Annotated in this window: 7 protein-coding genes; all 7 read right to left on the reverse strand. The window is 71.5% G+C overall.

What is annotated here, in order from left to right; genetic code table 11:
- Positions 1–18: 18 nt before the first annotated feature.
- The 7 genes from FHX46_RS21575 to FHX46_RS21605 all read right to left on the reverse strand — a co-directional run bounded on the left by FHX46_RS21575 (position 19) and on the right by FHX46_RS21605 (position 12,519).
- Positions 19–858, reverse strand: a complete 840-nt coding sequence (locus FHX46_RS21575; RefSeq protein ID WP_167118082.1) for an LLM class F420-dependent oxidoreductase — start codon at positions 856–858, stop codon at positions 19–21.
- Positions 859–896: 38 nt separating this feature from the next.
- On the reverse strand, positions 897–1,532 hold the full coding sequence (locus tag FHX46_RS21580) for a hypothetical protein (RefSeq protein ID WP_167118085.1): 636 nt from the start codon (positions 1,530–1,532) through the stop codon (positions 897–899).
- Positions 1,529–1,951, reverse strand: coding sequence for an acyl-CoA thioesterase (locus FHX46_RS21585; RefSeq protein ID WP_167118090.1), 423 nt, complete (start codon positions 1,949–1,951; stop codon positions 1,529–1,531). The genes FHX46_RS21580 and FHX46_RS21585 overlap by 4 nt, the downstream gene beginning before the upstream one ends.
- 10 nt (positions 1,952–1,961) lie before the next feature.
- Positions 1,962–6,932, reverse strand: coding sequence for an NAD-glutamate dehydrogenase (locus tag FHX46_RS21590; protein ID WP_167118093.1), 4,971 nt, complete (start codon positions 6,930–6,932; stop codon positions 1,962–1,964).
- A 562-nt stretch (positions 6,933–7,494) separates the two neighbouring features.
- Positions 7,495–10,197 (reverse strand): hypothetical protein, encoded by a 2,703-nt coding sequence (locus FHX46_RS21595; protein WP_243871322.1) that lies wholly within the window; start codon positions 10,195–10,197, stop codon positions 7,495–7,497.
- Between the two features lie 51 nt (positions 10,198–10,248).
- Positions 10,249–11,925, reverse strand: coding sequence for an energy-dependent translational throttle protein EttA (gene ettA, locus FHX46_RS21600; RefSeq protein WP_167118096.1), 1,677 nt, complete (start codon positions 11,923–11,925; stop codon positions 10,249–10,251).
- A gap of 96 nt (positions 11,926–12,021) precedes the next feature.
- Positions 12,022–12,519 carry a single-stranded DNA-binding protein gene (locus FHX46_RS21605; RefSeq protein WP_167118099.1) on the reverse strand — a complete coding sequence of 166 codons (498 nt, stop codon included), beginning with the start codon at positions 12,517–12,519 and terminating at the stop codon, positions 12,022–12,024.
- Positions 12,520–12,671 lie beyond the last annotated feature (152 nt).

Genomic DNA, 12,671 nt, shown 5'->3' on the forward strand with positions numbered 1-12,671 from the left:
GGCACGGGAGGTCCGGCGTCAGCCCAGCTTCGCCAGCTCGTTCGCCAGCGGCTCCAGCACCTCGGGCGTGTGCGGCGGCGGCAGGTAGATGATCGCGAGGTCCAGTCCCTGCTCACCGAGCGCGGCAGCCTCGTCCGCAACCTTGGCGTAGTCGAGGTCCGTGTCCAGCCGCACGTGGCTGGACAGCATGATCTCCTTCGGGTCGCGGCCGACGTCCGCGCAGTGGGCGTGCAGCACATCGCGCTTGCGGGCGAACTCCTCCGGGGTACCGCCGACGAAGTTCCAGTGCTGCGCGAACCGGGCCGCGGTGCGCAGGGTGCGCTTCTCGCCGCTGCCGCCGATGCAGATCGGCGGGTGCGGGCGCTGGATCGGCTTCGGCTCACACCGGGCGTCGGTGAGCTGGTAGTACTCGCCCTTGACGGTCGTCGTCTCCTGCGTCAGCAGGCCGACGAGCACCTCGCACGCCTCCTCGAACCGGTCGCTGCGCTGCTTGACGGTGCCCAGCTCCATGCCGTAGGCGCCGGACTCCTCCTCGTTCCAGCCGGCGCCGATGCCGATCTCCAGCCGCCCGCCGGAGACGATGTCGAGCGTGGCGGCCATGTTCGCCAGCAGCGCCGGGTGCCGGTAGTGGATACCGCTGACCAGGGTGCCGAGGCGCAGCCGCCGCGTGGCCTGCGCGAGCGCGGTCAGCGTCACCCAGCCCTCCAGGCACGGGCCGGCCGGGTCGGAGAAGATCGGGTAGAAGTGGTCGAAGGTCCAGCCGGACTCGAAGATCTCGATGTCGTCGGCCGCCCGCCACACGGCGAGCATGTCCGGCCACTCGGTGTTCTGGGGTGAGGTCTTGAATGCGAAGCGCATGACCCGACCCTAATGACCTGGAGCAGCTCCAGCGCAAGTCAGAAAAGCAGCGGCAGCAGCGCGTGCCGCCGCCGCACGACGGCGCCGTAGCGGGCGTCCAGCCGCATCCACGAAGTCGTCGCCGTCACCCGGACGACGTCGTCCGGAATGGACGAGTCGAAGAACCCCATGCCGGACAGCGCAAACAGGCAGCGCATCTGGACCTTGACCTCGAGGTCACCGGCGCTGACCGTCAGCACGGCCTGATCCATCAGCGACGCCGGCGGCGTGCCGTGCGGGCCGGCGTTCTCCCTGGCGAGCGCCACCCCGCGATCGGTGAGGTCGCTGATCACCGTCGTGGGCAGCTCGTCGACCAGCTGCCACCCGGCACCGGCCGGAAGTTCCCCGTGCCACAACAGATCCCGCGGCGGCCCCGGGTCCATCCGCTCGCCGCCGGCGACGGTCAGCGCCGCCAGCAGCTCGTTACCGGACACCGTTACGTCGCCCGGCTCGACCTCGCCGTGCACGGCACGCGTCGCCAGGCAGTCGAACGGTGTGGACACCCAGGCCTCCACGACGCCGGTGCCGCGGTTGCGCAACCGCACCGCAGCCTGGCCGTCCAGCCGCACCGCCCGGGCCACGAAGGCCCCGAGCGTCTCGCGGTCGCCCCGGTCGGGGATGCGCAGGTCGGTCACGCGCCCGCCTCCGTCAGCCGGGTCTGCAGGAACTCGCGTTCCTCCAGGGTCAGGCGGCGCGGCCGGCCGGTGGTGACGTCGTAGGGCGCGAGGACGGTCTCGGCGGTGACCGCGACCGGGGCCCCGGCGTCCGGACCGTCGTGCACCCGGTAGTCCAGGGTCAGCGACGCGAACTTCAGGTCCTTCAACGAGATCTCCACCCGGATCTCCTGCCCGTCCACCACGATCGGGGCTCGGTAGTGCACGGCCAGCCGGACGACGACCATGCCCTTCGCGAACTCCGCGAGCCCGGCGCGCCCCGCTTCGTCGAACAACAACGGCACCCGTGCCTCTTCGAGCAACGTCACCATGTTCGCGTGGTTGACGTGCCCGAACACGTCCATGTCCGACCAGCGGGGCCGCACCTTCGCTACGTACACCCCGATATTCCTACCTCACCGTGCTCCGCAGCTGGCGGGCGGCGACGGACAGCGTCGCGAGGTCGAGACGGCCCGACTGGTTGATCTCGTCGAGCGCGACCCGCGCCCGGGCCAGCCGGGACGCGTTCGTCTTCTCCCACTGCGCGATCTTGCTGTCGGTGTCGTCCTCCGGATCGCTGTGCCGCAACGCGTCCAGCGTGATCGCCCGCAGCGAGGAGTACACGTCGTCCCGCAGCGACAACCGCGCCAGCGCGTGCCAGCGGTTGCCCCGCTCCAGCGCGCTGATCGACGTGAGCAGCCGGTCGACGTCCAGGTGCGCGGACAGCGCGTAGTACAGCCGCGCCGCGTCCTCCGGACTGCTCTCCGCGTCCACCCCGGCCTCCCGGACGGCCAGCTCGGCCACCTCGACGACGTCGAGCAGGCCGTAGGCGTCGAGCAGCGCGCCCACCCGCAGCGCCAGCTCACGCGGCACCCCGGCCTCCGCGTACCGGTCGGCCTGCTCGCGCACCGCATCGGCCTCGCGGCCACGCAGCAACGTATCGGCCTTCGGCGCCAGCGCGGCGACGACCGGCCCGAACCGCGAGATCTCCGCGCCGACGGCCAGCGGTTGCGGGCGGTTGGCGAGGAACCAGCGCGCGGCGCGGTCCAGCAAGCGCCGCGACTCCAGCATCATCGCGTCCTGGACCTCGGTGGGCACCGCGTTGTCCAGGGCGTGGATGTCGTTCCACAGCTCGTTGAGGTTGAACACGCGCGTGACGATCGTGTACGCGCGCACCGCGTCGGTAGCGGTCGCGTTCATCTCCTCGGCCAGACGGTACGCGTAGGACACGCCCGCACCGTCGACCACTTCGTTCACCAGCAGCGTGGTGATGATCTGCCGGCGCAGCGGGTGCTCACCGATGCGGTCGCCGAACCGTTCCCGCAGCGGTTGCGGGAAGTACTCCGGCAGGCGCCGCGCGAACACCTCGGCGTCCGGCAGGTCGCTGGCCAGCAGCTCGTCCTTCAGCTCCAGCTTCACGTGCGCCAGCAGCGTCGCCAGCTCCGGCGAGGTGAGGCCCTGACCGGCCTTCTCCAGCGCCTGGAACTGCTGCTTGCTGGGCAGCGCCTCCAGCTTGCGGTCCAAGGCCCCGGCCTGCTCCAGGCTCGCGACCAGCCGCGCGTGCACCGGCAGCATCGGCACCGCGTGCGCCCGGCTGACGCCGAGCACCCCGTTCTGGTGGTAGTTGTCCGCCAGCACCAGACGGCCGACCTCGTCGGTCATCTCGTGCAGCAGGGCGTTGCGCTGCTCGCGGTCCAGCGCACCGCTGCTCACCAGGTGGTCGAGCAGGATCTTGATGTTGACCTCGTGGTCGGAGCAGTCCACGCCGGCCGAGTTGTCCAGCGCGTCCGTGTTGATCTTGCCGCCGGTGCGGGCGAACTCGATGCGCCCCCGCTGCGTCAGGCCCAGGTTGCCGCCCTCACCGACCACCTTGACGCGCAGCTCGTTGCCGTTCACGCGCACCGCGTCGTTGGCCTTGTCACCGGCGTCGGCGTGGCTTTCCGTCTCTGCCTTGACGTACGTGCCGATGCCGCCGTTCCACAGCAGATCCACCGGCGCCAGCAGGATCGCGCGGATCAGGTCGGCCGGCGCGAGCTGCGTGACGTCGTCGGCCAGGCCGAGCGCCTGACGCACCTGCGGCGACACCGGGATCGTCTTGGCACTGCGGGAGAACACCCCGCCACCCTCGCTGATGAGGGAACGGTCGTAGTCCTCCCACGACGACCGCGGCAGCTCGAACAGCCGCTTGCGCTCCCGGAACGACGACGCCGCATCCGGGTTCGGGTCGAGGAAGATGTGCAGGTGGTTGAAGGCGGCCACCAGGCGGATGTGCTCGGACAGCAACATGCCGTTGCCGAACACGTCCCCCGCCATGTCGCCGATGCCGACGACCGTGAAGTCCTCGCTCTGGGTGTCCACACCCAGCTCGCGGAAGTGCCGCTTCACGCTCTCCCAGGCGCCACGCGCAGTGATGCCCATCGCCTTGTGGTCGTAGCCGATCGACCCGCCCGAGGCGAACGCGTCGCCCAGCCAGAAACCGTACTGCGCGGACACCTCGTTGGCGATGTCGGAGAACGTCGCGGTGCCCTTGTCCGCGGCGACCACCAGGTAGTTGTCGTCACCGTCGTACCGGACCACCTCCTTCGCCGGTACCGTGCGGCCCTCGACGAGGTTGTCGGTGAGGTCGAGCAGGCCGGAGATGAACATGCGGTAGCAGGCGATGCCCTCGGCCAGGTGCGCGTCGCGATCCACCCCCGGGTCACCGGTGGGCACCGGCGGCCGCTTCACCACGAACCCGCCCTTCGCGCCGACCGGCACGATGACCGCGTTCTTCACCGCCTGCGCCTTGACCAGGCCCAGGATCTCGGTGCGGAAGTCTTCCCGGCGGTCCGACCAGCGCAGGCCACCGCGGGCGACCGAACCGAACCGCAGGTGCACGCCCTCCACGCGCGGCGAGTACACGAAGATCTCGAACCGCGGCCGCGGCTCGGGCAGGTCCGGAACGCGCTGCGGGTCCAGCTTGAGCGCCAGGTACGGGCGGGGACGACCGTCGCCGCCGGTGACCCGGTAGTTGGTGCGCAGCGTCGCGCAGATCACCGACAGCAGGCGCCGCAGGATGCGGTCCTCGTCCAGGCTGGTGACGCCGTCGATCATCGTCGAGATCTCGTCGACGAGCGCGTCGGTCTGCGAGTCCTCGGCCGGGTCGGTGGCCAGGTCGAACCGGTGCTCGAACAGCCGCACCAGCTCGGTGGCGATGTCGGTGTGGGCGAGAACGGCGCGCTGGATGTACTCCTGCGAATACGGCGTGCCGGCCTGGCGCAGGTACCGGGAGTAGGCCCGCAGCACCGCCGCCTGACGCCAGGTCAGCCCGGCGCGCAGCACGAGGGCGTTGAAGTCGTCGACCTCGCAGTCGCCCCGCCAGGCAGCGGCGAACGCGTCCTGGAACCGTTCCCGAAGGTCGTGCTCGGCGTCGCCGAGATCGGTCAGGCCGATCCGCAACCCGAAGTCGTACACCCAGGATCGGGTGCCGTCCCAGCGGCGCAGCTCGTAGGGCCGCTCGTCGACGACCTCCAGGCCCATCCGCTGCAGCACGGGCAGCACGGCCGACAGCGTGACCCCCTCACCGAGCAGGTAGAGCTTGAACCGCCGCTCCCCCGGCTCGGCACCCTCCGGTGTGTAGAACGACATCGCCAGGTCGTCCGGGCCGGACAGGCCCTCCAGCTTGCGCAGGTCCGCCAGCGCCTCGACCGCGGTGAAGTCCTCCTTGTACGCCTCCGGGAAGATGCCGGAGTAGCGCTGGCCCAGCTCGGTGGCCGACTCCTCGCCCAGGGTGGCGGTGGTGCGGCCGGCCTCGCCGGCCCGCTCGCGCCGTTCCGCGAGGATCGCCTCGACCATCAGGTCGTCCCAGTTGCGCACCGCGGCGTTGAGCCGCTCCTGGATGCGCAGCACGTCCGGCTCGACGCGGCTGGCCGGGTCGGTGTGCACGATGAAGTGCACCTGCGCGAGCGCGGTCTCGCCGACGCGTGTGCCGTACTCGAGGTGGGTGCCCTCGAGCTCGGCGAGCAGGACCTCCTGCATCGCCAGGCGGGAGCGGGTGGTGTAGCGGTCGCGCGGGAGGAACACCAGGCACGAGTAGAAGCGGCCGAACGTGTCCCGGCGCAGGAACAGCCGCAGCCGACGGCGGTCGGACAGGGTGATCGCGCCGACCGCGGTCGAGTAGAGCGAGTCGAGGTCGGCGGAGAACAGGTCCGCGCGCGGCCAGTTCTGCAGGACCTCCAGCATGCGCTGACCGGAGTAGGACTCCATCGGGAAGCCGGCGCGGTGGATGACCTCACGCACCTTGCCGGTCACCACGGGCACGTCGAGGACGTCCTCGTGCAGCGCCGAGGTGGTGAACATGCCGAGGAACCGGTGCTCGCCGGTCACGTTGCCGCGGTCGTCGAACGTCTTCACGCCCACGTAGTAGGGGTAGACCGGGCGGTTCACCGTGGACGGCGCGCTGGCCTGGGTGAGGACGAGCAGGTGCGGCGCGAGGGCGGTGGCGGCGCTGTCCGGGCCGGCGGTCAGGCTGCGCGCAGCGAGGCTGTCCTGGCGGAGGACGCCGAGGCCGGAGGCGAGGACGGCCCGCAGGGCCGGCTCGTCGGTGCCCGGGTCGGGGTCCTCGACCAGTTCGTAGCGGCGGTAGCCGAGGAACATGAAGTGGCCGCGGGCGAGCCACCGCAGCAGGGCGGCACCCTCGCCCACCTCGTCGGCGGGCAGCGGCGGTGGCGTGGCGTCGAGTTCGGCGGCGAGGCCCTCCGCGGCCTGGATCATCTTGTCGGTGTCCTCGACGACCTCGCGGACGTCGCCGAGCACGGACGCGAGGTGGGTGTCCAGCTCGCGAGCGCGGTTGTGGTCGGTGATGAGGTCGATCTCGACGTACATCCAGGACTCGAGCATCGCCCCGTCCGGCGGGTCCGCGACGTCGGCCGCCGGGTGGACCTTGATCAGCTCGCCGGTGATGTCCCGGGTGACGGCGACGATGGGGTGCACGAGACGCTGCACCTGGACGCCGTCGCGGGCGAGCTTGGCGGTGATCGAGTCGACCAGGTAGGGCATGTCGTCGGTGACGATCTGCACCACGGTGGCGTCGCGGGTCCAGCCGTCCTCGGCGGTCGTGGGGTTGAGCAGCCGCACCGCGGGCCGTCCCGGCATGCGCTTGCGGGCGAACTCCTGGTGCGAACGCACCGCGCCGACGAGGTCGACCGGGTCGTCGCCCAGGATCTCGTCGGCGGGGATGTGGCGGTAGTAAAGGTGGATGAGGTCGGCGATGTCCGGCGCGTGCCGGGCGGCGGCTTCGATCAGCTCGTCCCGGATCTGCTCCGGGCTGGCGGGTCGCTGGCGGTTGTCGGGGGCTGTTCCGGACGTGGCTCCGGGGCGGACGGACACTCTTGACGAGCTCATCTCAGGCAACTCTCCACCGAGTCTGATCGCGCGCGTGACGCTGAACGAACACCACCATAACCAGATCGTAAATCGTGCTCACGCCGGACCATCGGATCGTTGAATCGATGCACAATCGAGGCACCGATGCGGGGTACTTCTGCCGTGCCCGTACCCGGGTCGGCCGTCGCTCGGCTCCCGGGTGAACCGCTGCCTGCTCACGCCCGACGGCTCGTTATTGCGCCACGAAGTACGTGCCCCCGCCCCACCCGCCTCGTGCTCGGGTAGGTGTGCAGAGCGTCACCCGGCCGCATCCACGGCGCGGCCGACGACGTGGCCAGAGCCACAACCGGCCGTCCCAACGGCTCGCGCCTCAGCACATCTGACGCCCCGCACCCGGCCACTTGGCCCCGCGTGTTCCCGGCCGCAGCGATCTCCGGGTGGCGCACGGCCCACCGGCGCGGCGCAACCGCCCGGACCGAAGCGCGGGCGTCCCGGTGCCACCGGCTCGGCGCCGCGCCGCCACCACCGATCCGGCTTCGCGGCCGCCCCAGCAGCACCGCAAGCCGGGTAGCGGCGCGGGTCAGCGGTCGCCGCGGTGGCGGCCGTTCCCGGGCTCCGCTCCGTTGCGCCCGTAACCGTTGACGGGCCGCGGCTCGGACACCGATTGGTTACCGAGTCGCTTCACGAGTGCCGCCGCACTGGCCGTGCCGGCCTGGTGTTCCGCGAGGGCGCGGGCAAGCAGGTCGGCGAGGCCCGCGTCCTCGGGCAGGTCGTCGTCGGGCACCCCGGACAGCTCACGGCCGAACGGTTCGCCGAGATCGTCGTCCCGGAGCACGGGTGCGCTCGTGAACGGGGTGCCGGACGCGCCGGTGGTCGTTCCGGTGTCCGAATCCCCGGACTCGTCCCACGGTGCCAGCGACGGTGGCAGCCGCAGCCGCGGCAACCAGTTGTCGATGACCGGCATGCCCGGCGCGGGCTCGGTCGTGCCGCGGGTCTTCCCCTCCGGCTCGTCCTTGCGCAGCGGAGACACCTCGGCGCGGCCGACCGGCTCGGCGTCCGCACTCAACCAGGACTCGACGGCCGAGGGGCTGCCCCGCCCGTGCGAGGCACGCGCATCGCCGGCTTCCCGCGCGGCCTGTCCGCGCCCGAGGAAGTCCAGAATGGATTCGACCCGTCCCGTCGGCTCCCAGTTCGCCTGCGCCGCGGCGAGGTGCCTGCGCGGCTCAGCGCTGTCCGCGGCGCCCGTCGCCGCACGCCCCTCGGAACCCGGATGCGCCTCAGCACCAAGCCGGCTCGACTCCCCATCGGCTGCTTCCCGCCGGGCGGCTCCGAGGTCGGCCTCATCATGCCCGGCAGGCCCGAACGACGCCTCCTCCCGCACTGGGACCGCCGCGCCCGGCCCGTCACGGCCGGTGGTCTCGTCGCTCGCCGGGGCGGTCAGACCACGGCTCAGCTCGTCGTGGGCAGCGGACCGGGCGCTTTCGGTGCGCGCCGCGGCTTCCTGGCCGTCGTCCTCGGCACGGCGGCGGCCACGGGATTCCGGCCGCTCCGGCTCTCCGGAACCGGCTGCCCGGCGGCGGCCCCCGCCCGCGCCGCCGCTGACGCCGAGCCGGTCCAGCACACTCCGCGCCGCGACGGACCCGTGCTCCGCATCGTGCCGGGTCTTCCGGGGCACCCGTGCGCCGGATCCCGGGTCTGCGTCGGCCGAGGCGACCGATTCCGCGGATTGCTGCCGCTCGTCCGCTCGCCGGCGGCCGCCCGGTGCCGACGGCACGGCTTCCGCGGCGTGCTCTGCTCGTGCGGCCGGTATCCCGGGCCGGGGGACCTCCGCGACGACGTCCGACCGGTGACGCCGCGCCTCGCCCGCGCGCGCTGTCCCGGGTACGTCCATCCGCCGGGCCTGCTCGACCACCGCGCTCTCGGCCGGGCGCGCCGGGTGCACGGCCTCCGTCGATGGCTCCTGCGCCGCACGCTCGTCAGCGGGCTCGGGTGCCAGGGCCCACCGGGACCGTCCGCCTGCCGCGGTCTCCACCGCCTCCTGGGGCCCGGACGCCGCTGCTTCCACCTCGGCACCCGGTTCCCGGCTCGCCACGACCTTCGGCTCGGGCACGGAGAGCGGCGCGACCGAGACCGAAGCCGTCGCACTCCCGGACGCCGAACCCAGCACGAGGTCCAGGTCGACCTCGGCGTGCCCGCCGCCACCGAACTCGCCCGCCAGCAGGCCCACCGCTTGACGCCGGGCCCGCGCGTGCACGTGCTCGGCGGCCCGTGCCAGTTGGAGGCACTCGATCGCCTCGGCGTAGCGGCCGAGACGCTCCTCCACGTGCGCCAGCTCCGTCCACAGCCGCGCCGTCAGCGCGTACAGCTCGTGCCGCTCGGTGGCGTGCACGGCGTCACGCAGCATCCGCGCGGCTGCCTCCACACTCCCGGCGGGCAGCAGCACGCGGGTGGCGACCGCCATCCGCAGCCACCCCGCCGGAGCGACGGACGCCGCCCGCGCCGGCTCGTCGAGCAACGGCTGCGCGATCTCCAGCGCGTTCGCGCCGTCACCGCGATCCAGTAGTGCGCACACGAGCTGCAACACCAACCGGATCCGCACCACCCCACCGTCGTGCTGCGCATCCTCGAGCTGATCGAGGAAACCGAGCCCGGTCCGCGCCGCGTCGGCGGCACCGATGACGTCCCCGTGCCGGCGACGGTGCGCCGCCACCGCAACCCGCAGCAACGAGCGCGCCAGCAGGCGGCCGTCGCCGTCCAGGTCTTCGTCGACGCCGCACAACCGGTCGGCCTCCGCCAGTGTCCGGTCCAGTTCGGGTTTGCGCCCGAACTGCGACAGGCAGCCGACCAGCTGGCTCAACGCCGCCGCCTTGCGGACACCACCGAACTCCGGCGCGTCCAGCACCGGTCGCAACGCGGCGAGCCCCGTCAAGGGTGCGCCGACGCTGCGGGCGCAGATCGCGAGGTCGGTGCGCAGCTGCGCGGCCAGGGTCGTCTGCCCCGTCTCCTCCGCAGCACGCAGAGCGGCCACGGCCCGGCCCACCGTCGGTGCCCGGAGACCGAGCCGCACCCGGGCGGACACCGCGAGCCCCTCACCCCGGACCCACAGCTCCTCCGTCCCGGCAGTCTCGGCCAGAGCCGCGGCCCGCTCACCGAGCACGAGCGTCAGTTCGGGTGCACGCACCTCGAAGTCGGCGGCCTGGTCGAGCAGGTGCTCGACCGCCGCGATCTCCGTGCTCCGGCCACCGCCCTGGAGGCGCGGCCGGCTGTGGTGGGTGGCTGCCAAGAGGACTCCGCTTCCGTGTCGGCTCGAGCGTGCTAGCACGGGCTCACCCGCTCAGTCGCGTGTCAGCTTGCGGTGCGTCACCCGGTGCGGCCGGGCCGCGTCCGGCCCCAGCCGCTCCACCTTGTTCTTCTCGTAGCCTTCGAAGTTGCCCTCGAACCAGAACCACTTGGCCGGGTTCTCGTCCGTGCCCTCCCACGCGAGGATGTGGGTCGCGACGCGGTCCAGGAACCACCGGTCGTGCGAGATGACCACGGCACAGCCGGGGAACTGCTCCAGCGCGTTCTCCAGCGAGCCCAGGGTCTCCACGTCCAGGTCGTTCGTCGGCTCGTCCAGCAGGATCAGGTTCCCGCCCTGCTTGAGGGTCAGGGCCAGGTTCAGCCGGTTGCGCTCGCCACCGGAGAGCACACCCGAGGGCTTCTGCTGGTCCGGGCCCTTGAACCCGAACGCGCTGACGTACGCCCGCGACGGCATTTCGGTCTGCCCGACGTTGATGTAGTCGAGCCCGTCGGACACCACCTCCCACACCGTCTTGGCCGGGTCGATCCCGGCACGGTTCTGGTCCACATAGGACAGCTTGACGGTCTCGCCGATCTTGACCTCGCCGTCGTCCGGCTTCTCCAGCCCGACGATCGTCTTGAACAGGGTCGTCTTGCCGACACCGTTCGGCCCGATCACACCGACGATGCCGTTGCGCGGCAGCGTGAAGGACAGGTCGTCGATCAGGACGCGATCCTCGAAGCCCTTCTTCAGGTGCGAGACCTCGACGACCACACTGCCCAGCCGGGGTCCCGGCGGGATCTGGATCTCCTCGAAGTCCAGCTTGCGGGTGCGCTCGGCCTCCGCGGCCATCTCCTCGTAGCGGTCGAGACGGGCCCGCGACTTGGTCTGGCGCGCCTTGGCGTTCGACCGCACCCACTCCAGCTCGTTCTTCAGGCGCTTGGCGAGCTTGGCGTCCTTCTTGCCCTGGACCTCGAGGCGTTCCCGCTTCTTCTCCAGGTACGTGGAGTAGTTGCCCTCGTAGCCGACGACGCGGCCACGGTCGAGCTCCATGATCCATTGCGCGACGTTGTCCAGGAAGTACCGGTCGTGGGTGACCGCGAGGACGGCGCCGGGGTAGGTGGCCAGGAACTGCTCCAGCCACAGCACGCTCTCCGCGTCCAGGTGGTTGGTGGGCTCGTCGAGCAGCAGCAGATCCGGCTTGGACAGCAGCAGCTTGCACAGCGCCACCCGGCGGCGCTCACCACCGGACAGGTGCGTCACCGGCTCGTCCGGCGGCGGGCACCGCAACGCGTCCATCGCCTGCTCGAGCTGCGAGTCCAGCTCCCACGCGTCGGCGTGGTCGAGATCCTCCTGGAGCCGGCCCATCTCCTCCATCAGCTCGTCGCTGTAGTCAGTGGCCAGCAGCTCGGCGATCTCGTTGAAGCGGTCGAGCTTCACCTTGATCTCGCCGAGCCCCTCCTCGACGTTGCCGCGCACCGTCTTGTCCTCGTTGAGGGGCGGTTCCTGCTGGAGGATCCCGACGGTCGCACCCGGCTGGAGGAACGCCTCTCCGTTGCTCGGCTGATCGAGTCCCGCCATGATCTTCAGCACGGTGGACTTGCCGGCACCGTTCGGACCCACGACGCCGATCTTGGCGCCCGGGTAGAACGCGGTGCTGACATCGTCGAGGATGACCTTGTCCCCGACGGTCTTGCGCACCTTTTTCATGGTGTAGATGAACTCGGCCATGCCCACGATCGTAGAGCCGCGCCGGCCACGACCGAACGCCGGTCACCATCCCGCGACGCAGAGTCAACCCTCGGTCACCGTCAAGCACCGGAGGCGTCACGGGCCCAGGCCTCCGCCCGGCGCGGCGAGAGCCGGCCGCGGCGCACGTACCGACCCGTTCGCCAGGGCGTCGACGGTGGCGCCGGAAGGGTCCCACGACGGGATCCCGGACGGCACAACGGGTTCGGGTCGTGGCGGCCGCCGCAGGGAGACGTCGCAGTGGGCGAGCTTGGGTCCGATCGCGAAAGCCTCGAGTTCGAGTTGAGCACGAGCCGCGCCGGTCTCCGCATCGCCGCCGCGCAGCCGGCCGTGGACCACGACCGGATCGCCCCGGCGCAGCGCGCTTGCCACCGAAGACGCCGGGCCCCGCCGGCAGACGACCCGCACCGAGAACCGCCTGCCCGGCCCCCATTCCGGTCTGTGCCGGTCGAACCGGCGCTCGTCGCTGCGCGCCCGGAAGATCGCCAGGTCGTGCCCGTCCCGTCCCACCCGCTCGACCGTGACGTCGCTGGTCATCGTGCCCACCACGGTCACCGTCATCTCCCCGATCGCCATCGCCGTGCTCCCTTCCTCGTCGTTCCCGGCCTCTCACCAGGGTGCCCCGGAAACGCACGATCGGAAGGAAGCGCGCAAAATCGATGGAAATCTGTGGATGATTTCGAGCGATGTGGACAACTCGCCGGGAAAACCGGCGACGTCGGCGAAAC

Source organism: Amycolatopsis viridis (assembly GCF_011758765.1).
GTDB classification, from domain to species: domain Bacteria; phylum Actinomycetota; class Actinomycetes; order Mycobacteriales; family Pseudonocardiaceae; genus Amycolatopsis_E; species Amycolatopsis_E viridis.

Bases quoted from the DNA above. Each gene is read 5' to 3' on its own strand.
- FHX46_RS21575 (WP_167118082.1), bottom strand. From the start codon at position 858: ATGCGCTTCGCATTCAAGACCTCACCCCAGAACACCGAGTGGCCGGAC.
- ettA (WP_167118096.1), bottom strand. From the start codon at position 11,925: ATGGCCGAGTTCATCTACACCATGAAAAAGGTGCGCAAGACCGTCGGG.
- FHX46_RS21605 (WP_167118099.1), bottom strand. From the start codon at position 12,519: ATGGCGATCGGGGAGATGACGGTGACCGTGGTGGGCACGATGACCAGC.
- FHX46_RS21590 (WP_167118093.1), bottom strand. From the start codon at position 6,932: ATGAGCTCGTCAAGAGTGTCCGTCCGCCCCGGAGCCACGTCCGGAACA.